Raw genomic sequence first — 26,766 nt, 5'->3', positions numbered from 1 at the left:
TGAGTACGTCCGAACGACACCCCCGCATTGCGGACGACTCGGTGGGCCAGTAGATCGCGCGGGCCGTCCCGCCCGTCCCCGAGCAGACCATCGACAGCGTCAAGGCCGATGTGGCCGAGATCAAGGAGAGGACCCACCGATGACCGCCCATCCGTACGGGAACGACGCCGACGCCGACTCCAACTCGGCCGCCGCCGACTCTGCCTCCGCCCCCGGTGCCGAGGAACTGCGCCACCGGATCGAGCACACCCGCGACGAACTCGGCCGCACCGTCGAGGCGCTCGCCAGCAAGGCCGACGTCAAGGCCCGGACCAAGGAGAAGGCGGCAGCGATGAAGGAGCAGAGCATGGAGAAGGCGGCCCGCGTCACCGACCAGATCCGTGAGACGGCGGGGCAGGCCGCGCGGTTGGTGCAAGAGAAGACGCCCGAGCCGGTCCTCGACACGACCGGCCAGGTCGTGACCGCGGCGAAGGGCAAGCGCACCCCGCTGCTCGCCCTCGGCGCCGCTGTGGTCGTGTTCCTGCTGGTGCGCCGGTCCTGGGGACGGGGGCGCAAGTGAAGACATCCGCGATCGTGTACAAGCCCGTCGGCCTGGCCCTGGGCGCGGTCAGCGGCATGCTGGCCGGGATGGCTTTCAAGCAGGCCTGGAAGCTGATCGAAGGCGAGGGCGACGCTCCCGACGCGACGGACGAGCACCGCTCCTGGAAGGAGATCCTCCTCGCCGCCGGTCTCCAGGGCGCGATCTTCGCCGTGGTCAAAGCCGCGGTCGACCGCTCCGGAGCCGTGGCCACCCGCCGGGTGACCGGAACCTGGCCCGGCTGATCCCACGGATCCGTCCCACCACACCGCCGCCCGGCCGCCCCCTGAGGGCGACGCCGGGCGGCGGTGTGATGTGACCGGTCACTTCATCCGGCGGCGGTCCTCGTCGCTCCAGGCACGGGTGTCGCGGGGCTCGACGTAGGGCTCTTCCCCCTTGGGCAGCCCACCGGCGATCGCCCGCTGGCGCACCATCTCCGCATCGAACTCCAGCCCCAACAGGACCGCGAGATTGCTGATCCACAGCCACACCAGGAAGACGACCACCCCGGCGATGGCGCCGTACGTCTTGTTGTAGGAGGCGAAGTTCGCGACGTAGAACGCGAACCCGACCGAGGCGACCAGCCAGATCAGGAGGGCCAGGAAGCTGCCGGGGGTCACCCACTTGAATCCTCGGCCCTTCGCGTTGGGCGCGGCCCAGTACAACAGCGCGATCATGATCGTGACGAGCACCACCAGGACCGGCCACTTCGCGATCGACCACACCGTCAGCGCGCCGTCACCGACGCCCAGGAGGTCCCCCGCCCGCCGGGCCAGGGTGCCGGTGAAGACGACGATCAGCGCGCTCGCACAGGCGAGCACCATCAGCGCCACGGTGAGCGCCAGGCGGAGCGGCAGCACCTTCCATGCCGGCCGGCCCTCGGGCACGTCGTAGACGGCGTTGGAAGCGCGGATGAAGCCGGCCGTGTAGCCGGACGCGGACCACAGCGCCAGCACCAGGCCCACCACGGCCATCACCGAGCCGACGCCGCTACGGGCCCGCACCTGGGCCACCGCGTCGCCGATCACGTCCCGGGCCGAACCAGGTGCCAGCTGCCGGAGGGCGTCCAGCACCTGCCCCGTCACCGCGTCCCCGGCCGTGCCCAGCAAGGACACGAGCACGAGGAGCGCGGGGAAGAGCGCCAGCACGCCGTAATAGGTCAGCGCCGCGGCGCGGTCACCCAGTTCGTCGTTGGTGAACTCCGCGACCGTTCCGCGCAGTACGGCCCACCAGGACCGCCGTGGCAGGTCGGAGGGCGCCACCGGTTCACCCGCATCGACCCCCGCAGCACCGGGGGCCCTCATGCCGCTGCCGTGCCGGACTCGACGGCGGAGCGGCGCTCCTTCTCCGACAGCCCGCCCCAGACTCCGTAGGGCTCCGCGACGCGCAGGGCGTGCTCCAGACAGCGGGCGCGGACGGGGCACGTCGCGCACACGGTCTTGGCCGTCTCCTCGCGCTCCGCACGCTCCTGGCCGCGTTCCCCCTCGGGGTGGAAGAAGACCTCCGACCCCACGCCCCGGCACGCGGCCTCCATCTGCCATATCCAGTGGTGTTCGGCCCTCCCGGGCAAATGCGACACCTTCGCCATTTCCGATCGTCTCCTACCGCCGGGCCATGCGGAACACACGCTCCACCCGCTCGTCTGGCCCCGAACCCCGTTCCGAAACGTGAGCGGCCGCCGCTGTCGTCCGCGTACGGACCGCCCGCCCGGGGCGACCAGGACTTACCGGCGGCGGGCGCGGATGACCATCAGCTCTTCCCACTCGTCGGCGGGACGCGCGAGGCCCTGTCGCTCCAGCCAGGCCCTCCGGGCGCGCAGGACCGGCCCCCAGGGCACGGTCGCGCGCGCGGTCACCTCGGCGGACAGGCCGGCGGCGGTGAGTCGGGCCACCGTCGCGTCCGGTCCGCACATCCCCGAATGCACCATCAGCAAGCGACCACCGGGACGCAGCAGGGTAGGAGCCGCTCCGCAGATCCTGTCGATCACCGCGCGCCCGTCGGGCCCGGCGTCCCACGCCCGCCGCGGTCCGCGGGCCGGTGGGCCCGACGCCGCGGTCGGCACGTACGGCGGGTTCGTCACCACCAGGTCGAAGCGGCGCCCCGCCGTGCGCTGCGCGAAGTCGCCGTGCAGTACGCGCAGGGCGAGGCGGTGGCGCCGGGCGTTGAGGCGGGCGGTGGTCACCGCGGCCCAGGACACATCGACGGCGGTGACGTCCGCCCCCGCGTACGCGGCCTGGAGGGACAGGGCGCCGGTGCCGCTGCCGATCTCCAGGACTTTCGTACGGGGCCCCAGCTCCTCGCCGGCGAGCGCCCGGGCCAACAGCAGGGTGTCCCCCTGGGGCCGGTAGACACCGGGGAGGGCGAACAGGCTCGCGGGCGACGGGCTCAGAGCCATCGTTGCACTGGACATCGTGTACCTCCTGGATCGTCCGCGGCGCAGAGGTGCGCAGCAGCCCGCACCGGCCACACCGGTCACACCGCGACTGCCCGGCGAAGGGCCCGCCATTCGACCTCCGGAGATCTTCGACGAGGTGCGGTGGGCCAGGCTGCGGTCATGACCGGACGTGCCGGGGACGGCCGTCGAACCGGGCTTCCGGTTGCGGCGCCGCGGCAGGGGTAGGCGCAGCGTGTCGAACAGCCCGGTCTGGTGGGTCGCGGCGTCCTGAACGCCGTCGTCCCGTGTGCTGCGCGGCCTACGGGTGCCCACCAGGCTGTGCGCGGCACGGGTCGCGCGCTGGACGGCCTGCCGCGCGAAGCGGACGGCCGTGACGGGCTCCTCACGAACGGCGGGCGGCCATGCGCGTCCACACCTTTGCCGTCGAGGTCACGGAGCAGTCGACGGAGCGGGCCGTGGTGTCCGTCACCGGCGACATCGATTACCACACCTGCCCCATGCTCACCGCGGTCCTGGACACCCTGGACCTGTCGGGCCGGACCCTGGTGCTCGACCTAGGACAGAGCACGTTCCTGGGAACCAGCGCTCTGCACGTCCTGCTCGCCCTGCGCGCCCGCGCCATCGACGAGGAGTGGACGCTCGAACTGGCCGATGTTCCGCACCAGGGACGACGCGTCCTGGATCTCACCGAAACCCGCTGTCTGTTCACCCTCGGCGACGCCACCCCGACGGCCTGAGCGAAGGGTTCGGTCCGATCGTGCGGACGGCCCCGGGAGCGTTTTCCCCGCGGGGTGCGGGGCACACGCCCGACGAGACGCGCGGAGGAGTGGTCGCATGGGCGAGGAGCACGAGGCGAAGGGCCGGGCGCGACGTCCCGAACGAGGCGACCCGGTCGACGAACACGGCCGCCCGCCGGGCGTCGCATCCCGAACGGGCACCGGGGACGGGCCGCCGGCCGATCCGGACCGCGTGGCGCGGGCCCGTGGTCACCGGGAGCGGCCGGAACGGGCCACGGAACCCCATGACGCAGGAGGAGCCGACCACGATGAAGGACCGCACCGTCCGGAAGACCGCCTTGGTAGCGGATGAGATCAAGAAGGGCGCGGAGAAGGCCGTACGGGTCGTGCGCCGCGCGGCTCCGCCGGCCCCCGCGATCGACGAGGGGACGCACGTGGCCCGGGTGGGACACGCCGAGCGGGGGCCGCTGCTGGCCGTCGGCGGAGCGTTGCTCGTCTTCCTGCTGACGCGGCGCCGGCGGACACGCCGATGAAGCCGCCGCCGTGGCGCGATACGGGACGACGGACGGACCGGCGTGTGGAGCGGGCCATCCTGGAGCTGCTGCAGCGGCGCGGACCCACCGCGACGATCTGCCCTTCGGACGCCGCTCGGGCGGTGTACGCGGGGGACGACGACGGCTGGCGAGCGCTGATGGAGCCGGCTCGCCGGGCGGCCCGCCGACTGGTGACGGCGGGCGAGGTGGAGATCACCCAGGCGGGTCGAGTCGTCGACCCCGCAAAGGCCCGGGGCCCGATCCGTATCCGTCGGCCGGGCTGATCCAGCACGGCGAACGGAATCCCGACGAAGGGACCGCGGCGCGCATCTGCGCACACCCGCGCCGTCCGCTCACACGGGAGACGGACGCCGACATGGACGAGGGGAAGCGGGGCAGGCGTGGGGCAACTGACGATCGACGCACGGGCGGCAAGATGCGAAGCGTAGGCGTGGAAGAAGAGCTGCTGCTCGTGAACGCGCGAACGGGTGCCCCGATGGCAGTCTCCGGGGCGGTCTTGGCAGCGGCGGACCGCTCGGCATGGCAGCGCCCGGACGCGGTGGGTCGGGACCACGAGTTCGAGAAGGAACTGCAGAAGGAACAGTTGGAATTCGCCACCGAACCGGCGGTGGACATGGGCGAGCTCCAGCAGGAGATCGTCCGCATCCGCGCCGAGGCGGCCCGGCACGCCGCCAGCGCGGGCGCCGTGGTGGCGGCCGTGGCGACGTCGCCGCTGGTGGTACATCCGTCGCTGAACGTGGGCTCGCGCTACCGGTGGATGGGCGACCAGTTCGGGCTGATGGTGCACGAGCAGCTGACGTGCGGCTGCCATGTCCACGTGTCGGTCGCCTCCGACGAAGAAGGCGTCGCGGTCCTGGACCGCATCAGGCCCTGGTTGGCCGTACTGACGGCGATGAGCGCGAACTCGCCCTTCTGGCAGGGCGAGGACAGCGGGTACGCGAGCTACCGGAGCCGCGTGTGGAACCGGTGGCCCTCCGCGGGCCCGGTCGACCTCTTCGGCTCGGCGGACCGCTACCACGAGCAGGTCCGCGCGATGATCGACACCGGGGTGCTGTGCGACCAGGGCATGATCTACTTCGACGCCCGCCTGTCGGCCACCTATCCCACCGTGGAGGTCCGGGTCGCCGACGTGTGCCTCGACGCCGCCGCGCCCGTCCTCCTCGCCGCCCTCATCCGCGCCCTGGTCGAGACCGCGGCCCGCGACTGGCAGGACGGCCGGCCAGCGGCCAGGATCGGCACGAACCTGCTGCGACTCGCCTCGTGGAGAGCCGCGCGCTCGGGGCTGGACGGACCCCTGCTGCACCCCGTGACCATGCGCGAGACGTCCCCCGAGCAGGCCGTCGAAACCCTGTTCCTGCACGTGCGCGAAGCGCTGGAGGACCACGGTGACGAAGAGCGCGTCCGGGAGGCCATCGCCCACCTGCACGAACGCGGGAACGGTGCCCGCGTCCAGCGCGGGCTGCGCGCGCAGGGACAGAGCCTGTCGTCCGTCGTCACCCGGTGTGCCGCGATGACGGTCGGGGCGTGAACCGGCGGGGCCGGCCCGCACCGAACCTCAGCGGTGCCGTGTGAGCGAGCGTACGAGGACGATCAACGCGAAGCCCATCACGAGGAGGTGGACCCAGGAGGGACCTATCACCTGAGCCATGGACAAAGAGGTGTGTTGAGGGAGCGTCATATCGCGCTCCTGCCCGCGAAGAGCGGTTTGACTCCCTGTGGGCCGGCCCCGGTACGGCTCCCGCGCCGGAGCGCCCCGCTACTTCTTCCCGTCCTCGTCCGCCTCGCGGTCACCCTCGGCCTGCGAGGGAGTGCTGCGCTGCGTCTGCGGGTGGCGCTGCCTGCGCTGGGCCTCGTCCAGGTCCTCGTCAAGTCGCTCGCCCTCGGCCTGCGAGGGGGTGGAGTACTCGTCGTACTGGCTCATGGCAGTTCCCCGGCTTCTGAGACGTGGATGCTCTCGCGACAGCTGGATATCCATACATAAGTAGCCTATCGCCTCGTACGAGGAGCGCCAGCGTTGCGGAAGGCGACGAGGCGTCCGAGGCGGGTACGGACGGCGGACACGGCGGGCGGCGCGCCCCGGTCGAAGGCCGAGTCCGTGCGGAGCCGGCCATTCCTTCGAGGTCGCTCTTCGGCGGGCCCCGTCCGTCATCGCCGGTCGGCTATGGTGACCCCCGGTTTCGCGACAAGGGGGAGCGCGATGGGGCCTTCGATCGAGTTTCGGCTGCTCGGACCAGTCGAGGCATGGCGCGGAGCCGAGCGGCTGCCGCTCGGCGGCAGGAAGCCCCGGGCCCTGTTGGCCGCCCTCCTGCTCTCACCCGGCAGGGTCGTCTCCACCGAGACGCTCATCGACCTGATCTGGGACCAGAACCCGCCGGACACCGCCCGGACCCTCATCCAGACCTACGTGTGGACGCTCCGCCGGGCCCTCGGCGATCTGATCGAGACGCGCCCGCCGGGATACCTCCTCCACGTCCGCCCCGGTCGGACCGACCACGAGGACTTCGCCCGCGGGCTGGCCCGGGGCAGGGAGGCGGCCGGGCACGGCCGGCACGAGGAGGCCGTGGCCGCCTTCCGCACCGCCCTCGGATACTGGCGCGGGCCCGCCCTCGGCGGCATCGGCGGCGCCCTCCGCTCCGCCGCGGCCCTTCTCGACGAGGAGCGACTGGCCGCCGTCGAGGAACGAACGGCGGCCGAGCTCGCCACGGGCCACGAGGTGGACGGCAACGAGCTGGCCGCGCTGTTGGCCGAGCACCCGACGCGCGAACGCCTGCGGGGCCACCTCATGCTCGCCCTGTACCGGGCCGGGCGGCAGGCGGAGGCTCTCCAGTCCTACGAGGAGGGACGGCGGGTGCTCGCGGACGAACTCGGCGTCGACCCCGACCGCGAGCTGCGGGCACTGCACTGCGCGATCCTGCGTGCCGATGACGGCCTGCGCACCCTCTCCGATCCGCCCGCCCCGGATCGTGGACCGACGACCACCCCGCCTCCGGCCCTGCTGCCTCCCGCCACCACCGACTTCACGGCCCGCACCGACCTGATCGACCGGCTGGACGCCCTGCTGTCGGGCCCCCGTGAGACCGTCCCGGTCTGCCTCGTGTCCGGCACCGGCGGAGTCGGGAAGTCCACCCTCGCCGTGCAGGCGGCCCATCGGGCGCGCGCCGCCTACCCCGACGGACAGCTCTACGTCGACCTGCGCGGGGCCACCGTCCCCGCCGGCCCCGAAGAGGTCCTCGGCCGTTTCCTGACCGCTCTGGGCTGCCGGGTCCCCGACACCCTCGCCGAAGGCGTCGACCTGTTCCGCAGCACCATGGCGGGCCGTCGGGTGCTCCTCGTCCTGGACGACGCGGCCTCCGAGGAGCAGATCCGCCCCCTGCTGCCGGCCGGCGCGGGGTGCGCCGTACTCGTCACCTCCCGCAGCCGCCTCCCGGCGCTGACCGCAGTGCACCGCGTGGACCTCGACGTCTTCGGCACCGAGGACGCCGTCGAACTGCTCCGCCGGATCGCCGGACCGGAACGGGTCGACGCGTCCCCCGGGACGGCGCGCCGGCTGATCACCCTCTGCGGACACCTGCCCCTGGCCATCCGTACCGCCGGTGCCCGGTTGGCCACGCGTCGGCACTGGTCCCTGGAAACCCTGGCCGATCGGCTCTCGGACGAGCGGCGGCGCCTGGACGAACTGGCCGTGGGCGACCTCGCCGTGCGGGCGAGCATCGGGGTGAGCTACCACGCCCTCGACGGCCCTATCCGGCGGGCCTTCCGGCTCCTCGGCCTGCTCGGCGTCCCCGATTTCGCCCCGTGGCTCGTGGCCGCGCTGCTGGACGGGGACGCGCACACGGCGGACGACGCCGTCGAGCAACTGTTCGATGCCCAACTGCTCTCCGTGGTCTCGGTGGGACCGTCGGGAGAGGTCCGGTACCGCATCCACGACTTGCACCGGGTGTACGCCGCCGAACGCGCCGAGGCCGAGGAGCCCACCGGGGAGCGACGCGCCGCCGCGGCCAGAGCGCTGGGCTCCTGGCTCTGGCTGATCCGGCGGGTCGCGGTCGACGCCCCGTCGGGCGAGGTCGACATGTGCGTCCAGTACACGACGGCCCGCCCGGGCGCGCCCGTGCCCGATGATCCCGCCGAGTGGTTCGCCGCGGAGTCGGCCGCCCTGGTCGCCGCCGTCGAACGCGCCGCCGCACTGGACCTCGACGTGGCCGCCATGGAGCTCTCCCTCGCCCTGTGTTCCTCGTCCTTCGGCGTCGGCAACCGCTTCGACGCCTGGTGGCGCACCCACGACGCGGCGATCGCCGCCACCCGCCGCGCCGGCAACCGCGCCGGTGAGGCCATGCTGCTCGCGGGTCTGGGCCAACTGCGGTACTCGCAGGACTGCTACGACGAGGCGCACGCGTACTTCGACCTGGCACTACCGCTCTTCGAGGAAGCCGGCGACCTGCGCGGTCAGGGCGTGGTCCGGGCCGGCGCCGGCAGCGCGTACCGGGAACAGGGCCGGTTCGCCGCCGCCCGCCACGCCCTCACCCGCGCCGTCGAGATCTTCGCCGAGGCCAAGGACGATGCCGGATTGGGCTGCGCGTCAAGACTGCTGGCCTCGGTGGACCTGGAACAGGGCCGCTATCCCGGGGCCCTGGACACGCTCGACACCGCCATGAGGGCCTACCAGCGGCTCGGCAGCCGGCGCGGCGAGGCTCTGACCCTGCGCACCACGGGCCTGGTCCATCGGGCCCTCGGCGACTACGAAGAGGCGCAGACCCTCTTCGACCAGGCCCTCCGGCTGCTCAGCGCGATCGGTGACCACCTGATGGCGGCGTACGCCCAACAGGCGCTGAGCAAGGTGCGGATACGGCTCGGCACGGCTACCCTTCCGCCGCTGTCACAGGCGCTGGAGGTCTGCCGGGCCCATCAGGACGGCTTCGGTGAGGGACTGGTCCTGCGGACCATCGGTGAACTGCACCTCGCCGAAGGACGCGCTGCGCAGGCCCGGCCCCCGCTGTCGGCGGCCATCGCCATCTGGGACGGTCTGGGGGTCCCGCTCTTCCGGGCCCGCGCGCAGCGCGACCTCGCCGGCGTGTACGAAGCCCTGGGCGACGGCGCCCGGGCCGCCGGCCTGTGCGCCGCCGCCTTGGCGACGTTCCAGGAGCTCGACGCCCGGGAGCGGGACGAACCCGCCCCGCCCCCGGTGGCCCGCTACTGGAGGGTGTAGATCCGCCGCAGACCGTTGTCGTTGAGCGCGGCGATCGAACCCGGCTTCACGGCGGTGCTCATGACCGTGCCGTCCGCCCAACCGGCGCCGCCGTCGAACTCGTGCAGGCGCCCGTCGGCCTCCACCGCGTACACGAGCCGGGTGCCGCTACGGATGACCGCCGAGACCGCACTCACGGGGGTGGGGGAGACCTGGGTGTTCGACCAGCCCGCTGCGCCGTTGACCTCGTGCAGGGTCCCGCCCTGGACGGTGTACAGCATGCGCGTGCCGCCGTAGTCGACCGCGGACACCGCCGAAACCGAAGCGGTCGTGCCGATGGGCGAGTCCGACCAGCCCGCTCCGCCGTTGATCTCGTGGACGACGCCGTTCTCGACCGCGTAGACGAGCCGGACACCGTTGATGCTGATCGCCGACACGGCGGTGACCGGCGCGGACGTCGGAATGTAGCCGTCGGCCCAGCCGTGCCCGCCGTCCAGCTCGTGCAGTTGGCCGTTCTCGATGACGTACACCAGCCGCACACCGTTGTGGACGATCGCCGAGACCCCGCTGACCGGAGCGCTGGTGGGGATGTAGCCGTCGGCCCAACCGGAGGCGGCGCCGCGCTCGTGCAGTTGGCCGCCCGCCTCCACGGAGTAGACCGTGCGGTAGCCGCCCACCACGACGGCGCTCACCGCGGACGCGGCCGTCCCGGTGACCGTGCCGTCCGACCACCCGGTGGACAGCCCGCTGACCTCGTGGACGGCGCCGCCGTCCTCGACGACGTTGTCGTAGCGGATGGCCGTGTAGTTGTTCAGCGCGGATCGCGAACGGTGCCCGGTCGTACCGAAGTTGCTCGGCGCGTACGGGTTCTCCACGGTCTCGCCGGTATTGTTGAACGAGTAGACCTCCGCGCCCTGGGAATGGTCGTTCTCGTTGTCCCACCGGGCGAAGAGCTCCATGTGCCCGGAGTTGACGTACGCGTCGCCGGGCCTGAGCGCGTCGATGCCGCCGGCCAGGGTGTGCCAGCCGTGCCCGCCGGAGAGGAAGTCGCCGGTCACGTAGCTGCCGTCGAGGTGCCAGGCCATCGAGACCAGGCCCGAGCAGTCCCGCCGGTAGCTCTTCCCGCCGTCGGGCCCCGCCCGCCAGGTCCCTGTGTCGCCGGAATTGAGGTACGTGTAACCCTGGTTGACCCAGTGCTGCGCCCGTTGCAGCACCTCGGAACGCGTGATCTGCCCGCCCACGGCGGACGCGGCCCGCGCCGGCGCGGCGCCCCAGGACGCGCCGCCGAACACGGCGGCCAAGGCGAACAGCCCGGCAAGGCCCAGACGGAGTAGCTGCTTCACGGTCGGACTCCTTCGCAAGTGAGGTCGTGAACCCCGATGACCGAAGGCTCCCGCCTGCCGCTCCAGGTTTTCTCTAGACCGGGGTGGGGCCTGCCCCACCCCGGCGCGGGGGGTTCGTGGGAGTGCGTGGATGTCCGGCCGCATGATCGGCTGTCCGTACGGGAGTTACGTGACGGAAGGGGGACCCGTGAGGGTTCGGATCGGGTACGCGGCCTGGGTCGTGGGCGTAGCGCAGTTCTTCGTGATCCACGGTGTCGTCGAGTCGGCGTGGGCGAGGCCGTACAGCTGGGCACGGAACAACATCAGCGATCTGGGCAATGCGCGGTGTGCGCTGCAACCGGATCCTGAACCTCGGTACGTCTGCTCTCCCGAACACGGCTTGATGAACATGTCGTTCGTCGCCTTGGGACTGCTGCTCGTCGTGGGTGTGGCGATGACCGGCGCCGGCCTGTGGCGACGCGGCCCGGCCGGTGTGCTGGCCCGGTTGATGCTGGCCGGTGCCGGCGTCGGCTTCGTGTTGGCCGGGCTGGCTCCCGCGGACGTGAACGAGAACCAACACGTCCTCGGCGCGCTTCTGATCATGGCCGTGGGCAACATCGGCCTGGTCCTCGCCGGGCTCGGCATGAGGGAGCAGGCTCCGGCACCGTCGCGGTGGGGCGCCGGCCTGTTGGGGGCCACGGCGCTCACGGCCCTCGGGCTGTTCCTCTCGCACCGCTACCTCGGGCTCGGCATGGGCGGCATGGAGCGCGTCGCCGCGTTTCCCCTGCTCCTCTGGTTCCTGGCCGTCGGCATGTGGGGCCTCGTCCACCGTCGAGCCCGCCACGCGAACGCACCGATGGCTCCCGAGGGGCGGCGGCGCCGTGGACCTCGTCGACGATCCCAAAGCCTGCTGAAGAAGGCGTAGTTGACCTGTGTGAGGTGGTGATGGAGGCTGGGTGGACGGCCGCCCTACCGCGGTACGTCGGTGATCCGGTGCCGTAGATGGGCGTGGGCCCAGGCAGCCAGGGGGGTCGGGGTGGTGGTCCGGACGGTGCGGGGTTGTTCGGGTACGAAGCCTTCGCGGAGACCCGTCGACATGCCCAGGACGGCCTCGACCAGGCCGTCGGTCATCCCGGCTGCGCGGAGGTGGGCGCGCATGGCCTCGTCGGTGATCCTTTTGACGTCGATCGGCCGGCCGGTGGCGGTGGTGAGGATGCGGGCGACCTGGTCCCAGGTGAGGTCGGCGGGTCCGTGGACCGCTTGTACGCGGCGCCCCGACCAGGCGGGAGAGAGCAGGAGGGTGGCGGCGACCTCGGCGATGTCGCGGGGCGCCACCCAGGGCATGGGCTGATCGAGCGGAAGGACCACTTGGAGGGTGCCCGCCCGCAGGGCGTCGAGTTGCAGCTCCAGATTGGTGAAGAAGTAGCCGCAGCGCAGATGGGCGACGTCGACGCCCGCGCCCGAGGCCACCGCGTCGAGTGCGGTCTCGGTGTGGGCCAGCCCGTCGATCTCGCCGGCGCCGTGGCGCTTCTCGGCGCCGACACTGCTCAGGAAGACGACGCGGCCGATGCCGTTCTCCGTGACGGCGCGGACCACGCTGGTGGTGGCGCGTGCGTAGTCGGCGAGGGGGTCCTCGCCCCCGTTAGTCGGGTCCACCCAGAAGAGGGCGTCCACATCACGGGTGGCGACCGCGACCGCGTCGGCGTCGTACTGGTCGACCCGCACGTCGTCCACCTCCGCACGGATCCCGGGTGCCAGCCGTCCGGGGTCGCGCAGCAGGACCCGGGGTCGGACCCCCGCGCGGATCAGTGTGGTGACGACGTGCCGGCCGACGTTGCCGGTCGGGGTAGTGACGGCGATCTGCATGGCGTCCTCTCGTCCAGTACGGGCGATCCCGTTCCGCCCATCGCCAGGGTCGGTTCCATTCGAGCAGGCTGCGGCAGCCCGACCAGGCGCACCGCCTCAGCAGGGGCCTGATCGGGTGAACAGGGTGAGCCGCCCGTCGCGCGTCTGCCCCCGAATGCCGGGGTCGATGTCGCCGAGGCCGAGTTCGTCGACGGGCCAGCTCGGCCACGTCGCGGGACGAGGAGGGCGCCGCCAACACGTCCACGTTCCCCTTCCGCTCGCTGCCCGCGCATGTGCCGCCGCGCGGGTCGACGTCCCGTCGGCCCGGCTCCGTGGGCCGGCTCCGGGTCAGTGCTGCTCGTCCGGGTGGCCCCACTCGACCGCGCACGTCGCCGAAGGCGCCGCCTCCTTCGCGTACCAGGCGAGGGACTTCTCGAACTCCGGGCACCAGAGGTGGGCGCGGCTCACGGACACGGGGAAGTCGGTCCCGCCGGTGACGACGTGCCCGCCGCGCTCCTGCACGATGGCGATGCTCACCTGGCCGCCGATGCTCTCGTCCCGCATCAGCTCCCGGAGCTCCTCGACGACCGCCCGCGCCCGGGCCTCGTCCTCGATGCCGGTGACGCGGAAGGTGAAGGCGATGTTCGCAGACATGCCGCGCAGCCTAGCGCCGTGGCCGGAGGATCGTTTGGCTGGGCGGCCGGGGCCGTCAGCTCAGGGGCTTGTCCAGCACGGCCTTGCGGTGGCTGAAGGTGTCCAAGGAGTAGCGGCCGTGGTAGTTGCCCATGCCGCTTTCCCCCACGCCGCCGAAGGGCAGGTCGGAGACGGTGAGGTGGGCGACCGGCAGGTTGAAGGCCAAGCCACCCGAGGAGGTTTCCCGGCTCAGGCGCTCGCGGGTGACGTCGGACTCGGTGAAGGCGTACAGCGCCAGGGGCTTGTCGCGGTCACCGATGAAGGCGATGGCCTCGTCGAGGTCGGCCACCTCGACCACGGGGAGGATCGGGCCGAAGATCTCCTCGCGCATGACCGGGGAATCGGGCGCCACCCCGGCCAGGACGGTCGGAGCGATGTAGCGGTCGGCGCGGTCGTGCACGCCGCCGGTGACGGTGCGCCCGGAGTCGAGCAGGCCGGTCAGGCGGTCGAAGTGGCGCTCGTTGATGATCCGGCCGTAGTCCGGGGCCGCCGAGGGGTCCTCGCCGTAGAGCCCGCGCAGGGCCTCGGCGAGAGCCTGCTCCAGCTCCCTGGCGGTGCCGGGATCGGTCAGCACGTAGTCGGGCGCGACGCAGGTCTGGCCCGCGTTCATGAACTTGGTGGCCGCCAGGCGCGCGGCGACGACGCCGATGTCCGTACCGCGGTCGACGAAGGCCGGCGACTTGCCGCCGAGTTCGAGCGTGACGGGGGTGAGGTTCTCGGCGGCGGCCCGCATGACGATCCGGCCGACCTGCCCGTTGCCCGTGTAGAAGATGTGGTCGAAACGCTGGGCCAGCAGCTCGGTGGTTTCGGGCACCGCGCCCTCCACCACGGCCACGGCTTCGCGGTCCAGGTAGCGCGGCAGGAGGTCGGCGACCGCGCGCGAGGTGGCGGGCGACAGCTCGCTGGGCTTGGCCACGACGCAGTTGCCCGCCGCCAGCGCGCCGACGACCGGAGCGAGCAGGAGCTGGAGGGGATAGTTCCACGGCGCGATCACGAGGACCACGCCGAGCGGGTCCTGCACGGTGTGCGCGGTCGCCGGGTTCAGCCGCTCCGGAACCGGGGCGGGCTGGGGACGCAGCCAGTCGGCCAGGTGATCCAGGGTGTGGTCGATCTCGCGCACGACGAAGTCGATCTCAGTGCGGTAGGCCTCCGCCCGGCTCTTGCCGAGGTCGGACCGGAGCGCGGCGGCCAGCTCCTCGCCCCGCTCGGTGAGCAGCGTCCGCAGTGCTTCGAGCTGACTGGTGCGCCAGCTCAACGGCTTCGTGCGGCCGGTGGCGAAGGCGTTCCGAAGGCGTGCGACGACGTCTGCGGGCTGTTCGGGGGTGCGGTCCGACATGCGAATCTCCTGGAGGTCGCGCGGGACACGGAGTCGCCCGCGCAGTTCGGTGCATATAGCAACTAAAGGGTCTGGGACATTCCGCCGCCGGGGTCCCGGTCGTCCCGCTCCGACCCCGGCCAGTCGTTGTAGCGGAGCAGGTAGGCGGCGAAGCGGTCGAGGTCGTCGGGGTGCCAGTCCGCGAGGCGGTCCCGGAACATCGCCCGCCGGTGTGCCGTCGCCCGCGCGAGGGTCGCGGCGCCCGCGGGGGTGGGTTCCAGTACGCACACCCGATGGTCGTCCGGGTCGGCGCGCCGCTCGATCAGTCCCGCCCGCTCCAGCGCCGCGACCTGGCGGCTGACGGTCGACTTGTCGAGCGCGTAGTGGGCGGCGAGATCGGAGACCCGGGTGCCCGGGTGCTCCTCCAGGTGGCCGAGCAGGGTGAAGGACACCAGTGAGAGCTCCGGATGCATCCGCGCGGCCACCGACCGGGCGCGCCGGGCGAAGGCGGTCATCTCGCGCTGGATCGTCTCGACGGCCGCGTCGTGACGCGTCTCACCCTGATCGCTGGCGCCGCTGGACGGGGCTCGGGTCCCCGATGCGTTCCTGATCATGACCACTCCTTCCGGCTTGTAGTTGTATAGTACAACCATTACGGCCGTTGTATATACCAACTATCTGCCGGTGGGGTGTTCCGCAGCCCGAGCCGACATCGGAGGTCCCGTCTCATGTCCGGTCACACGACCGCCTCGCACCACCCGGAGAAGTCGGCCCGGAACCCCGCGCTCCGTCACGTGCTCACCCACCTGCTCACCCCCCTGCTGATGTGCCTCGGCATGGGGCTGGCCTACATGGGCGCCTTCGTCCAGCCGGAGCCCCACCATCTGCCGGTCGCCGTGGTGGGCGAAGGGCCCCAGGCGAAGGTCTTCGCCCAGACCGTGAAGGACCGGGCCGGTGACGCCCTCGACGTGCGCACGGTGGCCCGTCGCGCCGACGCGGTGCGGCAGCTCAAGGACCGCCGCATCACCGGCGCCTACGTACCGAGCGGCACCGCGCCCGAGCTGATCGTGGCCACGGCCGCCTCCGACACGGGCGCCACCGTCGCGGAAAAGATCTTCACACCGATCGCCGCCCGGCAGGGCGCCCCGCTCGCGGTGACCGATGTCGTCCCCACCGTCGACGACGACCCGACCGGGCAGGGACTCTTCTTCCTGCTCGTCGCCGTCAGCATCGGCTCCTACGCCTCGGTGGCGGTACTCGGCGGTGCGGGCGCCGCGCTGCGCATGCGCAGCCGCGCCGTGCTCGTGGTCGGCGTATCGGGTGTCGTCAGCGCGATCGGCGCGCTGCTCGCCGGACCGGTCTTCCACCTCGCCCACCACGGACTGGCCGGTGTCTGGGGCCTGACCTGGCTGTATTGCGCGGGCATCCTGTTCATCGGAGTCGGCCTGCACACCTTCCTCAAGCGCTGGACGACGCTGGCCATGATGGTGCTGTTCGTGATGCTCAACTTCACCAGCTCCGGCGGATTGTTCCGGCCTGAGCTGCAGAACGGCTTCTTCGGCTCCCTGAACGCCTTCTGGAACGGCGCCGGATACATCGGGGGCCTGCGCAGCCTCCTCTACTTCGGCAACGACGACCTCTCCCGCCAGATGGGCACCCTCGTCCTCTGGCTCCTCCTCGGCCTCCTGCTCACCGCCACAGCCGGACTCGTCGAACGCCGGCGCGCCACGGAGGCGGAGGATGCGAAGGGGCGGGGCGCGAGGGTGGAGGAGGAGATGGAAGAGGCGGTCGGCGTCTGACGCCGGGCGGTGGTGCCGCGGATGGTGGTCGCGGTGGAACGCGCGCATTGGCCTAGACCTATTGTGTGGTCTGGTTCGTGACGGTACGTTCATGTCCGGCTGCGCAGCCTGCACGTACCGCACCACATCGCATCGTCGGGCAATCTGCCGGGCATCCCCGGCATTTTCAGGAGGACATGCCATGTACCGCCGCACAGCAGCCGCTCTCGCCACCGCCGTCACCGCCGGAGCCCTCGCGCTCGGCGCCGCGGGAGCCGCCGAGGCCACCCCCGGCCCCGGCTTCTACGCCCGCAGCAACCACGCCTCGTACACCGAATGCGTGGCCGCCGGCCGGGCCGGCTACAACATCTGGGGCCCCATCTTCTTCTGCGAGCCCTTCAGCACCAGCCGCCCGGACATCATCACCCTCTGGGTCCGCTACTGACCCACCCGGCCGCCCCGGGCCGACACGGGGCCGGCCGTACGGCAGTTGCGTAGCACCACGCCCCGCACCACCAGCCAGCACCCGCTCCCGGGCCCGCGTCCGCGGCGGTGACCGGCCGGTCGCCCGGCACGCCCGAAGCCTCCGTCAGCGGAGCGGTCGGAACAGGGGCCTCGCCGCCCGTGGCGCGCGTCCGGCGTGATCGGGTGCGTACGCGCGCGCCGCGCCCCGACCGCCCGGATAAACCGATGGTCGGGGTGGGCGTGACGCGGCAGGATGCACCGCATGACACTGCCCACTCCCGAGCTGCACACCGCCCGGCTGCGGCTGCGGCCCTTCACCGACGCCGACGCGGAGCCGCTCTACGCGCTGCACAGCAGCGCCCACGTGCTGCGTTACTGGGACTCCCCGCCGTGGACCGAACCGGCCCGCTCCCAGCGCTTCCTCACGACCTGCCGGAGGATCGAGGAGGAAGGCACGGGAGCCCGGGTGGCCGTCGAACGCCTCTCCGACGGCGCGTTCATCGGCTGGTGCGGCCTGACCAGCTGGAACCCGGACTTCCGCAGCGCGTCCCTCGGCTACGTCTTCGACGCTTCCGTGTGGGGCCACGGCTACGCCACGGAGACCGCGCACGCCGTTCTGCGGTGGGCGTTCGACGCCCTGGACCTGAACCGCGTCCAGGCCGAGACCGACACCCGCAACGTGGCGTCCGCCCGGGTCCTGGAGAAGCTCGGCTTCGTCCGCGAGGGCACCCTCCGCGAGGACTGCGTCGTCAACGGCGACGTCTCCGACTCCTGGGTCTTCGGCCTCCTCCGCCGCGAGTGGCACCCGACGGGCGGTAGCTAGGACCGAGCCCCTGCCCGCGCCGCCAGGTCTATCCCGGCGGCGCGGGCAGGGCCTGGTCAGCCGGGCCGCGCCGCGTTCCGATCGACCTCGCGCTAGCGTCCCACCCGGGCGCGCAGGGCCTGGACGAACCAGTCGAACACCGGGCCCAGGGTCTCGGGGACAGGCCAACCGTTGACCACGGCCAGCAAGTGCCAGTACCGCTCCGCGCGGGGATCGTTGGCGGTCTCCAGACGCGTCAGCAGCCACTGCCGCAGTTCTGCGTCGTCGGCGCGGCCGAAGACGTGTGCGTAGCGGGCCATGAGCGCGGTGATCACCGGGGCCGCCTGCGGCGAGGCCGGCGCGATCCCGTCCGCCAACGCCCGGCCGACCTGGTCGCGGACGGCTTCGGTGAGGTCGTGGTGCAGACCTGTGGTGTCGCCCTGATCGCGTTGGGCCGCCTGGTACTCGGCCATGCGGCGCACGGACGCGCGGAAGTCCGGGTCCTGGGAGAGCTCGGCGAGTTCGACCCAGGCGTCGACCTGCTCCGGGGTGGGATCGTCGGGCAGGTCGGGCATGGCCGAGCGCATCATGGCCACGAGTTCGGGGTTGGCGTCGAGACCGCCGAAGGTGTCATCGATGAAGTCGCCGATGAGACGCCGACGTTCGTCATCGGAAAGCTTGGCGAGTTTGTGCATCAGGTCCATCTCCTCAGGGGTAGAGCCACGCCTGGCCACCGCTCGCAGCACCGCACGCCGCAGCCGCAGGGTGCGGATCTGCACCTCCAGCGCGTCGGCGTGCGCCGCGGCGACCGCGGGCAGCGATATCTCCCGGTCCAGGACCTGCCGGACAGCGGCAAGGTCGAGTCCCAGGTCGCGCAACGTCCGCACAAGATCCAGACGCGCGAGGGCATCGATGTCGTAGAGCCGGTAGCCGGCCGGGCTGCGGTCAGTCGGCGGCACGATCCCCGAGTCGGAGTAGAACCGTATGGCCTTGACCGTCAGCCCGGTCCGCCGGGCCAGATCGCCGATCGAGTAAAGCGCGTCGCCGTTCATGACCCCACCTTCGCGTCTCCCCTTACGGGAGACTCAACCCACCGCCTCCCGACTGCTGCTCCATTCTCTGAGACCGCGGCCGCCTACTCGGGCGATGCGCGAGCCCGCGATCGGGTGCGCACCGCGTCGTTCGGGTGGTGGTGACAGCGGCTTCGGCCAGGAGCTCTTGGTCGATGTCCTCCAGGCGCTCGCGCCGTGAATCCGGCAGCGCCCGGCCGACGACTCCACCGGCAGGCCCTCCTGCCACGCGACGTCGCCCGACAGCGCCGGACGAAGGTGGTTCGGGCGCCGTGGACCGCGTACCCCAGATACGTCACCACCGGATTCCCCTTCGGCATGAGCACCATGTCGACCAGCTCCGGCAGCTGTTCATCGGTCAACGTGCCGCCGCGCGGCATGATCGGTGTGCCCGGAAAGGCCTGGAAGGCACCCAGGTAGATGAGGCGGGACAGGGGAGTGCGGTTCACCGTGTCGTAGACGAAGGCCCCACCGGGGCGCAGTACGCGTGCCGCCTCCGCGAGGACCGCGTCCTGCCGGTCGGTGATCTCCAGGGTGTCAGCGCAGTACACGCAGTACACGAGGTCGAAGGAGTCGTCAGGCAGACCGACTTCCGCTGCTGGTGATGTCAGGTACGTGACGCCGAGACCGTCGTCGGCTTCCCGGGCGAGGGCCGTCGCGGTGGGGGACGGGTCGACGGCGACCACCTCGAAGCCGATCCGGGCGAGGCCGTGGGCCAGAAGTCCGCGCCCGCTGCCGACGACGAGAGCGCGGCTGCCAGCCGCCGCGAGGCCGAGCTCCGAAAGCACGTGTCGCAGGTACTCCAGCCGTACGGACTGGAAGGCCAAGGCCCGGATCTGGCGTCCGTCAACGACCCCGGAGCCGACCGAATCGAGTGCGATGTGCGGGGCGTTGGGCATGGCAACCTCTCCCTCGATGTTCCGTGTTCGGCCCCTTGACCAGCGTGATGGGGGCGCCGTCCATCCCCCGTGACGGCGGACGACGGTGTCGAGGAGGAGCTTCCGGAGAGGGCGGCCGGCGGGCCGCTTGTGGGGGCGCGGCCCCCGCCGCAGGCCTCCTGGCCCCCGCCCCCGACCGGTGGGCGGTCGAGGGCGTCCGCCGGTCGGGGACGGAGGTCCGCGCTCCGCAACAACGGGATCCCGGCCCGGTGACGAACCGCGTCCGGCCGTCGCCCCGGCCGGATCCCGGGGGCTACGGTGCGGCGACGCCGGAATCCGGGAGAGGGAGAAGACCATGAGAGCGGTTCGCAGGCAGGCGGCCATGGCCGCCCTGGCGGTATGCGGCGTGCTGGCGCTCACCGCCTGTCAGAACGGCGACGACCTGGCCGCGCCGGACGCGAAGCCCACCGCGGCCACCCCGGCCCCGCCCACTGCCGGCACCACGGCCGCCGTGCCGGCCCCCTCGAAGACCGGCGCGGCGCCCAAACCCTCGGCGACCGCCACCCCGGCGGGGAAGAAACCACCGGCCCCGTCCCCGCCCCCCGCGCCGGCCTGCGGTGCCGACCACAGGATGCCGATCTCGCCGGACACGATCGCCGTGCACCGCTTCACACCCGAGGGCGGTATGACCACTCTCATCGTCCAGCACGGCACGTACGGCTGCCCCGGGCGCTTCGAACCGTCGGGCGCGTGGACGTACATCCCGATCGCGGAGACCGCCAAGATCACCGCGACGGATCCGATCCTCACGGCAGCCGTGATGGGCCGTCCCATCTCCACCAGCGAGCTGACCGGGTGGCTGGAGACCCACCCGGACAGGGGCCTGCCCTTCCGCTACCACCTGAACGCAGCGGGGGTCATCGACGTCCTCGACGAGATCTACGTCAAATAGCACGCCGGGCGCATTCGTTGGCCGCGCCTACCGGCTGGACCGCGCCCGCACCGCAGCCGCCCACGCCGAGCGGCAGGAGGTCGGAGACCGGCCCAGCGCCGCCGAGTGCTGGTTCGGCTACCGCACTAGCCTGTTCAAGCAGCATCTGGACCCTCCGGCGACCGGCCCGGCGCCGCCGGCAAGCCTGGTGCAGTGCGGGGTGCGGCCCATCATGGTCCCGCTTGCTGAGGCCTGGGATTCGGGCACCAGCTCGTGGAACGTATATAGAGGCGCGGGACCGCCCGTCCGAACCGGAGCAAGGCGGACCAAGAGCCGGCGCAGTGACTGCCGCCGGCCCCGGACCCGCGGTGCCGGTAGGGCGCCGGTGAGACCTGCCGTACCCGGCACACCGTCACCTGGGCGCAGGCAATCCCGCTCGCCCCTCACGGACGGGTCGGAGGGGGCGGGTTCAGGGGTTCGGCAGGGCTCGGTAGGCGGCGGCCATGGGGGAGGAGCCGGTGGTGACGTAGTCGTGGATGCCGGCGAGGTAGTCGTCGCGGTCGATGAGGCCGTCGCGGTCGGTGTCGAGGTCGTCGAAGGCCCGGCCGGCGTCCGCCTCGGTGTTGCTGGACGCCATCCGCAGCCGGGTGAACTCCTCGCGGGTGAGCCGGCCGTCGGCGTCGTGGTCGGCGACATCGAACAGTGAGCCGAGGGCCGGCCGGCAGGACCGTTCGAACGCGTCGTGGCCGGCCCAGGTGCGGTACTCCTCGAACGTGACCCGCCCGTCGTGGTCGGCGTCCATATCCGCGAAGACCTCCTCGTGCGCGGCGCGTGCCGTGTGCACCACGGGGTCGTCGGTGCCTCGGCCCATGGCCTCCGCCGCACGGTCGACCCGCGCGAGGTACTCCGAGCGGGAGATGGCGCCGTCGCCGTCCCTGTCGAGCATGGCGAAGATGCGCTGCTTGGCTGCGTCGGTCATGGTGGCGGTGGCTTGCTCGGACAATGTCCTGCTCCTGTCTGCCGGCTACGGGACCGCGAGGCCCGCGCGTCTGACGTGCGGCTCACGGCGTGCGCGGGCGCCTGCGGTATGACACCGCCAAGATCATCACGTTCATCCGCCGGCCGCCCTCCGACCCGCCCGACGTACACCCGAAATGCTTGCGCGGCCGCACAGCACACGCCCATGTCCGTCACAGGGATGCGGCGAACTCGAGGCCGGCTCCGGCATCGCTGCGGAGGTGCACGAAGGGGCGTCGCGCCACAGGAGTGAAGGATGACGGGCATGGATCAACTCCATTAGCACGGCCTGTACTTCAGGGCCGCTGCACGACATCGGCTGGGCCGGCTCGGTGAGGGCGGTATGGGCCGGGTGCATCTGGGTCGGTCCGAGGGCGGGCGTGCCGTAGCCCTCAAGGTGGTCCACGACGAATTGCCCAAGTTCCGGACTTTCGACGCCGGTTCGCTCGAGGGGTGGCCGCCGCGCGACGCGTGGGGGGCTCGTGGACCGCGACCGTGCTCGACGCGGACACCGAAGCGACCATCCCCTGGGTCGCGACTCAGTACATACCCGGTCCGGACCTGAGCACCGTTGTCTCCGAGGACTTCGGCCCTTTGCCGGAACACTCGTTACGCGTCCTCGCCAACCGCCTCGCCCTCGCACTCCAGGCCATCCACGGCACCGGGTTGATCCACCGTGACCTCAAACCGACGAACATCCTGGTCACCGCCGACAGGCCGCGGGCCATCGACTCCGGCATCGCGCGGTCTCTCGACGGTCTCGAGACGATCTCCCCGCAATCCGCGATGCCCCGTACGGGCATGGTCATTGGTTCACCCGGCTTCATGTCCCCCGAGCAGGCCCCTCCGGCTCGGTGGCCCGCTCTCCGGTCATCGTCCCGGCCCGGAACACCCGCTGCTGGTCGGAGAGCCACCTCCCGAGCGGGTACGGGCCCTCGGCACTCGACGTGGTCGTAGGGCACCTGAAGGTGCTGCTCGCGCTCGCGGTAGCGGAATGCGGCCTCGACGCCCCTCCTCCAGTCCTGCCGCTCGGTGTTGAAGAAGACCTGGTAGCTGATCCACTTCGCGATGAGTGCGGGGGCGCGGGGGACGCGAAGCGGAGCAGGAGCCGGGTCTCCTCCTCGCCCTCGGTGGGCGCTTTGCCGATCAGAAGCGACGCGCGGATCTGCGGTTTGTTGTCCCTGGGGGAGCAGAGATGTCACTGACCGCGGTGTGTCATCTGTACTGGTGACAGGATGCCGCGTTTTAGTGGTGACGATCTGTGACGCCTGCCGGACAGTCTGGTACAGATTCCTGAGCCGCTGGCCGGCCTGGGTGCCGGTGGTCGGGCTCGGTAGCGGCGGGTGTTGCAGATGGCGTCCGGGTCCAAGGACCGAGGCGCCATTTCAGTGTCAGGCGGTGCCCGAGGTGTAGTGGATGCCACGGTGCGCGAGGTCGTGGCCCCTCCCTCGGAAGTCCCGAGTGCCTGCGACGAGAAGCAGGGCGCCGACAGTGGCACCCTGCCGCCCGGCGTCCCAGTACTCCGGCTCAGTCGCCCCCGCAGTTCGAGCCGCAACTGGAGCCGCAACTGGAGCCGCAGCCCCCGCCTCCATGGTGCCGGGGGCCGGAGCCGTTCCCGCGTCCCCGGGTCGAGGAACGGCGGGGCTGGTTCCTGCGGCGCTCCTGTGCCTTGCGCTGTTCCTCCCGGTGGCGCTCGGCCCTCTCCTGGCTTTCGCGGAGCCGCTCACGCTGCCTGGTGGGGCCGTCTGCCGGATCCCACGGGCCCAGCCCGTGCCGGCGGTCCGGGCGGAGCGGGGCAGTGGTGACGGTCTCGTACATCTGCGCCGTCTCCTGGTGGAGGTGGTATTCGGCACAGGCGTACGCCAGGACGACTTCGTCGCCCTCCGCGAGGGTGCCGTAGAGGACCGCTTCGAAGGGCTCGTGCCGGGGGTCGATGTCGTGGTGTCCGTTCACCGCTGCGTACGCCGAGCCGCTGCCCAGGAGCCGCGTCCGTGCGGGGGTGTCGCTCTTGCCGGCAACGTACGCGATCAGGGGCGCCGCCGAGCGGGTGCGGGCGTCCGCGCACACCCAGTGGCGCCCGTCGGCCCCGGCACGAACGCCGACGATCAGAGCGGGCTGGAGCTCCTCGTGCAGGCGTCGGGCGGCCAGGTAGGCGAGCTGCCCCCGGCCGTAGACGGTCGTACCGGCCACCAGGAGCACCAGAGCGATGCGTTGCTGCCCCACGGCGTCGAAGGCGGTGCCGGACGCGGTCAGGTCCCCGAACAGGCCGTCGGCCAGGATGGCCGCCGCGAGCAGGCAGAGCGCCAGTCCGAGGTAGACCTGCTGGTGTCCGCGATGGCCGTCCGCTTCCGGGGTGCCATCGGGCAGCGGGAAGCGCCGCGCTCCCGCGGCGGCGAGGGCCAGCGCCCGCTGCCGGCGCCGGGCCCGCAGCCGCAACCAGGCTCCGATGGCCGCGACGGCGCAGGCGGCGAGAACGACCAGCCACCCGGCCCGCGCCGGACGGTCCACGTCACCGGACCGGGCCAGAGTGAGAACCGCCTCTCCACCGGCGATCACGGCCGCCGGTATGGCAGCGACCGGAACGTACCGATACCAGAGGGGCAGGGCGGTCAGCAGCACCAGCCCCGGATACCTCAGCCAGTCCGTCCCGCCTCCGGAGCCTCTGTGCCAGGCCGCGGACGCGGACGAGAGCCCGAACAGCAGGACGTACGCCGCCGCCACCAGGGCAGCCAGTACCCATCCGCCCACGCCGGGAGCGAGAACGGACGGTACCGCCGCCCTTCGCCACCGTTCGGCGTCGGCCACAGCCCAGGTGGCGACGCCGCCTCCGGACCCGGACCGGGAAGCGACACCGTCCCGGGTCACGGACCAGGTCCTGACACCTTCCCGGACCCCGGACCGGCCCCCGACACCGTCGTTTGGCACCATTGCGGCAGGCAGGTGCTTGATGTGATACACCGTCACCGATCCACCGCCACGCGCCCCCGCACGTTCATCCGCACACTCCTACGCTCGCTCCTCGGCCTTGGTGGTTCACGCCTCAACAGCCCGACCCGTCGGAGAGGCAGCTCTGGTCGGGGAGCAGGACGGCCGGCAACGGGGCCTCCAGCACCAGGGGGCGGGGGAGGGTCAGGTCGAAATGCCGCTCCAGCACCCCGAGAACGGTCCGGTGCACCTCCCGGTTCGCTCGCCCCTCGTCCGGCAGGCCCTCTGCACGCAGCAACTCCTTGATCTTGTAAACGACTTCGGGGTCTCCGGTGACCTGGCCGTTGCCCCAGGAGTCGTCCAGGTGCAGATTGAACGAGCACACCGTCCGGCCGTCGCGCTGGTAGCGGAAGGTGGGAGGCACAGGCTTGCCGTTCTCCTCCTCGTACTCCACCTGGAAGACCTCGGCCTCCCCCTCGGAGATCGCCGGATCGTCCCGGAATTCTCCGAACCAGCCCCCGTACGCCACCGCGAAGGACCACCCGCCGCTCACCCCCAGCCGCAGCCCGACCCCGTCCCAGGCGTCCCCGTACTCCGAGTCCAACACGTCGACCAACTCGTCCCCGGTGAGCTCCCCGACCGGCTGCACCGTCCGCTGCGACCACTCGGACGAGGCCGCGATCCGCGCCGCCAGCGCCTCAACCCCGAGCCCCCGAGCCAGGGTCACGCTGTAGCCGCCGAAGGCGATGCTCTGTGGCTCCGCGAGCCAAACGATTCCGTCCGTCATGCGGAGGATCCTGCCGCACCACACTGACACGTGGCTCTCAGCCCGCGACGAACGGCGCCTATCCGACCGCGTCCGGTCCGCAGCAGGTCTGACCCTGCCTGAACGAACCGCGGAGGCAGCCGACGGCATACGGCCGAGGTCGTCGTGTCGGCGAGGCGAGGTTGTGCCCGCTCGGCTGGGTCTCACCAGCGCGCATGCGCTTGGGGGCGGGGGAGTGGGGCGGTCAACGAGCCGAACCGCTCGTTTCTCTGCGGGCGCTGACGCTCGACCAGGCGCTGGCTGGCTCCGGCAGGGGCGGCAGTGCAGGTCACCCAGCCGGTCATTGGTGACCGGCGGCCACGGGAACGTACGGCGAGCCCGGCCCTGCGCGTCGGTCACGCCGGATCCGGTGGCCGGCTGTCAGCGGCTCGGTCGCGACACACCGTCGGGGGCGCGGCCGCCCTCTGTCCGGGTGTGCCTGCGCCGTGGTTGCAGCGGGTCAGTGGCCCGCCCGTTTCGCCCCTAGGCAGGGTCTGGCAATTGATCTTTCGGCAGGTCGGGGAGAGTTGACGGACGCGGGGTGGGAGCGGATAGAGCCCTTGTCGCCGCAGGTGGACGGGCGTGGCTGTCCGTGGCGTGATCACCGGCAGGTGGTCAACGGGGTGTTGTGGAGGCTTCGGACCGGGGCCCCGTGGCGCGACCTGCCCGAGCGGTACGGGCCGTGGCAGACCGTCTACGAGCGTTTCGCCCGCTGGGAAGCGGACGGGACGTGGGTGAGGTTGCTGGAACACGTGCAGGTCCGCGACGACGCGGTGGGCCGGGTGGAGCGGACCGTCGCGGTCGACTCCACGGTCAACCGGGCCCACCAGCATGCCGCCGGCGCCCGCAAAAAGGGGACGTGGACGGGGACGAACTGGAAGATCAGGGCCGCTCGCAAGCGAGCCAGGCCCTCGGCCGGTCCCGAGGCGGGCTGACCACCAAGGTCCACCTCGCGGTCGACGGCCGGGGCCTGCCCCTGTCGATCGTGCTCACGCCCGGCAACGTCAACGACGCCACCGCGTTCGGCCAGGTCCTCGAAGGGATCCGCGTCCCGTGCGCGACCACGGGCCGCCCGCGCACGACCCGGAACGTGTGCTGGGCTACAAGCCCATCCGAGCGGGGCGAACCGCCACCTGCTGCGGCGGCGGGGCATCGCCGCCACGATCCCCGAGCGCCGAGACCAGGCAGCCAACCAGCAACGCCGAGGGCGTCTTGGCGGCCGACCGCCCGTCTTCGACAAGGAGATCTACCGCGACCGCAACGTGGTCGAACGATGCTCCGCCCGCCTCAAGCAGTTCCGCGCGATTTCGACCAGGTTCGACAAGCTCGCCGACCGCTACCAGGCCGGAGTCGTCCTGGCCTCCCTGATCCTCTGGCTCCGCGAACCAGCCGGGTGATCATTTGTCAGACACGCCTTACTGATCGTTTGAGAAGGAGATTCGGGGCTTCCGAAGGGCAGGTGGTGCCGCCCCGAC

The 26,766-nt window shown here is 71.8% G+C and carries 26 protein-coding genes and 3 pseudogenes; 15 read left to right on the top strand and 14 right to left on the bottom strand.

Annotation, left to right across the window (positions count from 1 at the left end; genetic code table 11):
• Positions 1–53 precede the first annotated feature (53 nt).
• From ACZ4UB_RS29020 to ACZ4UB_RS29010, 3 genes and pseudogenes are all read left to right on the top strand, one after another.
• Positions 54–143: pseudogene (locus ACZ4UB_RS29020) on the top strand (phage holin family protein); the annotation flags it as partial.
• Positions 140–559, top strand: coding sequence for a DUF3618 domain-containing protein (locus ACZ4UB_RS29015; protein WP_468074606.1), 420 nt, complete (start codon positions 140–142; stop codon positions 557–559). The pseudogene ACZ4UB_RS29020 and the gene ACZ4UB_RS29015, both read left to right, overlap by 4 nt.
• Complete coding sequence (locus ACZ4UB_RS29010; RefSeq protein WP_468074604.1) at positions 556–822, top strand: DUF4235 domain-containing protein; 267 nt, start codon at positions 556–558, stop codon at positions 820–822. The genes ACZ4UB_RS29015 and ACZ4UB_RS29010 overlap by 4 nt, the downstream gene beginning before the upstream one ends.
• A 78-nt stretch (positions 823–900) precedes the next feature.
• On the opposite strand, the gene ACZ4UB_RS29005 is transcribed toward ACZ4UB_RS29010, so the two are convergent.
• From ACZ4UB_RS29005 to ACZ4UB_RS28995, 3 genes are all read right to left on the bottom strand, one after another.
• Entirely contained in the window at positions 901–1,881 is a 981-nt protein-coding gene (locus ACZ4UB_RS29005; RefSeq protein ID WP_468074602.1) for a YihY/virulence factor BrkB family protein, read from the bottom strand.
• Positions 1,878–2,165, bottom strand: coding sequence for a WhiB family transcriptional regulator (locus ACZ4UB_RS29000; protein ID WP_468074600.1), 288 nt, complete (start codon positions 2,163–2,165; stop codon positions 1,878–1,880). Before ACZ4UB_RS29000 ends, ACZ4UB_RS29005 begins: the two co-directional genes overlap by 4 nt.
• A 135-nt stretch (positions 2,166–2,300) precedes the next feature.
• The gene (locus tag ACZ4UB_RS28995; protein ID WP_468074598.1) at positions 2,301–2,987 is read right to left on the bottom strand and encodes a HemK2/MTQ2 family protein methyltransferase; all 687 of its coding nucleotides are present in this window, start codon (positions 2,985–2,987) and stop codon (positions 2,301–2,303) included.
• Between the two features lie 386 nt (positions 2,988–3,373).
• Between ACZ4UB_RS28995 and ACZ4UB_RS28990 the strand changes: the two genes are divergently transcribed.
• The 4 genes from ACZ4UB_RS28990 (at position 3,374) to ACZ4UB_RS28975 (ending at position 5,791) form a co-directional block, all read left to right on the top strand.
• A complete protein-coding gene (locus ACZ4UB_RS28990) occupies positions 3,374–3,709 on the top strand; it encodes an STAS domain-containing protein (protein WP_468074596.1) in 336 nt (111 codons plus the stop codon).
• A gap of 284 nt (positions 3,710–3,993) precedes the next feature.
• The gene (locus ACZ4UB_RS28985; protein ID WP_468074594.1) at positions 3,994–4,242 is read left to right on the top strand and encodes a hypothetical protein; all 249 of its coding nucleotides are present in this window, start codon (positions 3,994–3,996) and stop codon (positions 4,240–4,242) included.
• Complete coding sequence (locus tag ACZ4UB_RS28980) at positions 4,239–4,526, top strand: DUF3253 domain-containing protein (protein WP_468074592.1); 288 nt, start codon at positions 4,239–4,241, stop codon at positions 4,524–4,526. Before ACZ4UB_RS28985 ends, ACZ4UB_RS28980 begins: the two co-directional genes overlap by 4 nt.
• Before the next feature lie 152 nt (positions 4,527–4,678).
• The gene (locus ACZ4UB_RS28975; RefSeq protein ID WP_468074590.1) at positions 4,679–5,791 is read left to right on the top strand and encodes a glutamate--cysteine ligase; all 1,113 of its coding nucleotides are present in this window, start codon (positions 4,679–4,681) and stop codon (positions 5,789–5,791) included.
• Positions 5,792–6,019: 228 nt separating this feature from the next.
• Here the strand turns inward: ACZ4UB_RS28975 and ACZ4UB_RS28970 are convergent, their stop codons facing one another.
• Entirely contained in the window at positions 6,020–6,184 is a 165-nt protein-coding gene (locus ACZ4UB_RS28970; RefSeq protein ID WP_468074588.1) for a hypothetical protein, read from the bottom strand.
• A 276-nt stretch (positions 6,185–6,460) separates the two neighbouring features.
• Here ACZ4UB_RS28970 and ACZ4UB_RS28965 point away from each other — a divergent pair, with 276 nt between their 5' ends.
• Positions 6,461–9,466 (top strand): AfsR/SARP family transcriptional regulator, encoded by a 3,006-nt coding sequence (locus ACZ4UB_RS28965; protein ID WP_468074586.1) that lies wholly within the window; start codon positions 6,461–6,463, stop codon positions 9,464–9,466.
• On the opposite strand, the gene ACZ4UB_RS28960 is transcribed toward ACZ4UB_RS28965, so the two are convergent.
• The gene (locus ACZ4UB_RS28960; RefSeq protein ID WP_468074584.1) at positions 9,451–10,788 is read right to left on the bottom strand and encodes a hypothetical protein; all 1,338 of its coding nucleotides are present in this window, start codon (positions 10,786–10,788) and stop codon (positions 9,451–9,453) included. The two genes, ACZ4UB_RS28965 and ACZ4UB_RS28960, sit on opposite strands and share 16 nt — an antisense overlap.
• A 130-nt stretch (positions 10,789–10,918) precedes the next feature.
• Here ACZ4UB_RS28960 and ACZ4UB_RS28955 point away from each other — a divergent pair, with 130 nt between their 5' ends.
• A complete protein-coding gene (locus ACZ4UB_RS28955) occupies positions 10,919–11,692 on the top strand; it encodes a DUF998 domain-containing protein (protein ID WP_468074583.1) in 774 nt (257 codons plus the stop codon).
• A gap of 44 nt (positions 11,693–11,736) precedes the next feature.
• On the opposite strand, the gene ACZ4UB_RS28950 is transcribed toward ACZ4UB_RS28955, so the two are convergent.
• From ACZ4UB_RS28950 to ACZ4UB_RS28935, 4 genes are all read right to left on the bottom strand, one after another.
• Positions 11,737–12,633, bottom strand: coding sequence for an NmrA family NAD(P)-binding protein (locus ACZ4UB_RS28950; protein WP_468074581.1), 897 nt, complete (start codon positions 12,631–12,633; stop codon positions 11,737–11,739).
• Positions 12,634–12,960: 327 nt separating this feature from the next.
• Positions 12,961–13,266 carry a hypothetical protein gene (locus tag ACZ4UB_RS28945; protein ID WP_468074579.1) on the bottom strand — a complete coding sequence of 102 codons (306 nt, stop codon included), beginning with the start codon at positions 13,264–13,266 and terminating at the stop codon, positions 12,961–12,963.
• Positions 13,267–13,321: 55 nt separating this feature from the next.
• On the bottom strand, positions 13,322–14,641 hold the full coding sequence (locus ACZ4UB_RS28940) for an aldehyde dehydrogenase family protein (RefSeq protein ID WP_468074577.1): 1,320 nt from the start codon (positions 14,639–14,641) through the stop codon (positions 13,322–13,324).
• Positions 14,642–14,703: 62 nt separating this feature from the next.
• Positions 14,704–15,135 carry a MarR family winged helix-turn-helix transcriptional regulator gene (locus tag ACZ4UB_RS28935; RefSeq protein ID WP_468074746.1) on the bottom strand — a complete coding sequence of 144 codons (432 nt, stop codon included), beginning with the start codon at positions 15,133–15,135 and terminating at the stop codon, positions 14,704–14,706.
• A gap of 213 nt (positions 15,136–15,348) precedes the next feature.
• On the opposite strand from ACZ4UB_RS28935, the gene ACZ4UB_RS28930 reads away from it, so the two are divergent.
• The 3 genes from ACZ4UB_RS28930 (at position 15,349) to ACZ4UB_RS28920 (ending at position 17,686) form a co-directional block, all read left to right on the top strand.
• Positions 15,349–16,419: a YhgE/Pip domain-containing protein gene (locus ACZ4UB_RS28930; RefSeq protein WP_468074575.1), complete on the top strand. Its 1,071-nt coding sequence runs from the start codon at positions 15,349–15,351 to the stop codon at positions 16,417–16,419.
• Between the two features lie 181 nt (positions 16,420–16,600).
• Positions 16,601–16,843, top strand: coding sequence for a hypothetical protein (locus tag ACZ4UB_RS28925; protein ID WP_468074573.1), 243 nt, complete (start codon positions 16,601–16,603; stop codon positions 16,841–16,843).
• Positions 16,844–17,125: 282 nt separating this feature from the next.
• Complete coding sequence (locus ACZ4UB_RS28920; RefSeq protein ID WP_468074571.1) at positions 17,126–17,686, top strand: GNAT family N-acetyltransferase; 561 nt, start codon at positions 17,126–17,128, stop codon at positions 17,684–17,686.
• Between the two features lie 92 nt (positions 17,687–17,778).
• Here ACZ4UB_RS28920 and ACZ4UB_RS28915 read toward each other — a convergent pair whose 3' ends face one another.
• Entirely contained in the window at positions 17,779–18,717 is a 939-nt protein-coding gene (locus ACZ4UB_RS28915; RefSeq protein ID WP_468074569.1) for a MerR family transcriptional regulator, read from the bottom strand.
• An 83-nt stretch (positions 18,718–18,800) separates the two neighbouring features.
• Positions 18,801–19,634, bottom strand: a complete 834-nt coding sequence (locus tag ACZ4UB_RS28910; RefSeq protein WP_468074567.1) for a class I SAM-dependent methyltransferase — start codon at positions 19,632–19,634, stop codon at positions 18,801–18,803.
• A gap of 334 nt (positions 19,635–19,968) precedes the next feature.
• On the opposite strand from ACZ4UB_RS28910, the gene ACZ4UB_RS28905 reads away from it, so the two are divergent.
• Complete coding sequence (locus ACZ4UB_RS28905) at positions 19,969–20,565, top strand: hypothetical protein (protein WP_468074565.1); 597 nt, start codon at positions 19,969–19,971, stop codon at positions 20,563–20,565.
• Between the two features lie 448 nt (positions 20,566–21,013).
• Here ACZ4UB_RS28905 and ACZ4UB_RS28900 read toward each other — a convergent pair whose 3' ends face one another.
• Positions 21,014–21,547, bottom strand: a complete 534-nt coding sequence (locus ACZ4UB_RS28900) for an EF-hand domain-containing protein (protein ID WP_468074563.1) — start codon at positions 21,545–21,547, stop codon at positions 21,014–21,016.
• A 303-nt stretch (positions 21,548–21,850) separates the two neighbouring features.
• Here ACZ4UB_RS28900 and ACZ4UB_RS28895 point away from each other — a divergent pair.
• Positions 21,851–22,401 (top strand): annotated as a pseudogene (locus ACZ4UB_RS28895) (serine/threonine-protein kinase); the annotation flags it as partial.
• Between the two features lie 687 nt (positions 22,402–23,088).
• Here ACZ4UB_RS28895 and ACZ4UB_RS28890 read toward each other — a convergent pair.
• Both ACZ4UB_RS28890 and ACZ4UB_RS28885 read right to left on the bottom strand, forming a co-directional pair.
• Entirely contained in the window at positions 23,089–24,309 is a 1,221-nt protein-coding gene (locus tag ACZ4UB_RS28890) for a hypothetical protein (protein ID WP_468074561.1), read from the bottom strand.
• Positions 24,310–24,601: 292 nt separating this feature from the next.
• The gene (locus ACZ4UB_RS28885; protein WP_468074559.1) at positions 24,602–25,273 is read right to left on the bottom strand and encodes a hypothetical protein; all 672 of its coding nucleotides are present in this window, start codon (positions 25,271–25,273) and stop codon (positions 24,602–24,604) included.
• 518 nt (positions 25,274–25,791) lie between these two features.
• Here ACZ4UB_RS28885 and ACZ4UB_RS28880 point away from each other — a divergent pair.
• Positions 25,792–26,713, top strand: a pseudogene (locus tag ACZ4UB_RS28880) (IS5 family transposase).
• The last annotated feature ends 53 nt before the right edge of the window (positions 26,714–26,766 follow it).

It is taken from the genome of Streptomyces sp. NPDC028419 (genome assembly GCF_055565515.1).
Note: the sequence above shows the minus strand (reverse complement) of the source record. Positions and strands in the feature narration are given on the sequence as shown.

Excerpts from the sequence above, each read along its gene's own strand:
- ACZ4UB_RS28965 (WP_468074586.1), top strand. The coding sequence starts at position 6,461 with ATGGGGCCTTCGATCGAGTTTCGGCTGCTCGGACCAGTCGAGGCATGG.
- ACZ4UB_RS28910 (WP_468074567.1), bottom strand. The coding sequence starts at position 19,634 with ATGCCCAACGCCCCGCACATCGCACTCGATTCGGTCGGCTCCGGGGTC.
- ACZ4UB_RS28995 (WP_468074598.1), bottom strand. The coding sequence starts at position 2,987 with ATGTCCAGTGCAACGATGGCTCTGAGCCCGTCGCCCGCGAGCCTGTTC.
- ACZ4UB_RS29005 (WP_468074602.1), bottom strand. The coding sequence starts at position 1,881 with ATGAGGGCCCCCGGTGCTGCGGGGGTCGATGCGGGTGAACCGGTGGCG.
- ACZ4UB_RS28980 (WP_468074592.1), top strand. The coding sequence starts at position 4,239 with ATGAAGCCGCCGCCGTGGCGCGATACGGGACGACGGACGGACCGGCGT.
- ACZ4UB_RS28930 (WP_468074575.1), top strand. The coding sequence starts at position 15,349 with ATGTCCGGTCACACGACCGCCTCGCACCACCCGGAGAAGTCGGCCCGG.
- ACZ4UB_RS29015 (WP_468074606.1), top strand. The coding sequence starts at position 140 with ATGACCGCCCATCCGTACGGGAACGACGCCGACGCCGACTCCAACTCG.
- ACZ4UB_RS28985 (WP_468074594.1), top strand. The coding sequence starts at position 3,994 with ATGACGCAGGAGGAGCCGACCACGATGAAGGACCGCACCGTCCGGAAG.
- ACZ4UB_RS28990 (WP_468074596.1), top strand. The coding sequence starts at position 3,374 with ATGCGCGTCCACACCTTTGCCGTCGAGGTCACGGAGCAGTCGACGGAG.
- ACZ4UB_RS28945 (WP_468074579.1), bottom strand. The coding sequence starts at position 13,266 with ATGTCTGCGAACATCGCCTTCACCTTCCGCGTCACCGGCATCGAGGAC.
- ACZ4UB_RS28970 (WP_468074588.1), bottom strand. The coding sequence starts at position 6,184 with ATGAGCCAGTACGACGAGTACTCCACCCCCTCGCAGGCCGAGGGCGAG.
- ACZ4UB_RS28905 (WP_468074565.1), top strand. The coding sequence starts at position 19,969 with ATGAGAGCGGTTCGCAGGCAGGCGGCCATGGCCGCCCTGGCGGTATGC.
- ACZ4UB_RS28920 (WP_468074571.1), top strand. The coding sequence starts at position 17,126 with ATGACACTGCCCACTCCCGAGCTGCACACCGCCCGGCTGCGGCTGCGG.
- ACZ4UB_RS28975 (WP_468074590.1), top strand. The coding sequence starts at position 4,679 with ATGCGAAGCGTAGGCGTGGAAGAAGAGCTGCTGCTCGTGAACGCGCGA.
- ACZ4UB_RS28925 (WP_468074573.1), top strand. The coding sequence starts at position 16,601 with ATGTACCGCCGCACAGCAGCCGCTCTCGCCACCGCCGTCACCGCCGGA.
- ACZ4UB_RS28955 (WP_468074583.1), top strand. The coding sequence starts at position 10,919 with ATGTCCGGCCGCATGATCGGCTGTCCGTACGGGAGTTACGTGACGGAA.
- ACZ4UB_RS28950 (WP_468074581.1), bottom strand. The coding sequence starts at position 12,633 with ATGCAGATCGCCGTCACTACCCCGACCGGCAACGTCGGCCGGCACGTC.
- ACZ4UB_RS28915 (WP_468074569.1), bottom strand. The coding sequence starts at position 18,717 with ATGAACGGCGACGCGCTTTACTCGATCGGCGATCTGGCCCGGCGGACC.
- ACZ4UB_RS29000 (WP_468074600.1), bottom strand. The coding sequence starts at position 2,165 with ATGGCGAAGGTGTCGCATTTGCCCGGGAGGGCCGAACACCACTGGATA.
- ACZ4UB_RS28940 (WP_468074577.1), bottom strand. The coding sequence starts at position 14,641 with ATGTCGGACCGCACCCCCGAACAGCCCGCAGACGTCGTCGCACGCCTT.
- ACZ4UB_RS28885 (WP_468074559.1), bottom strand. The coding sequence starts at position 25,273 with ATGACGGACGGAATCGTTTGGCTCGCGGAGCCACAGAGCATCGCCTTC.
- ACZ4UB_RS28935 (WP_468074746.1), bottom strand. The coding sequence starts at position 15,135 with ATGACCGCCTTCGCCCGGCGCGCCCGGTCGGTGGCCGCGCGGATGCAT.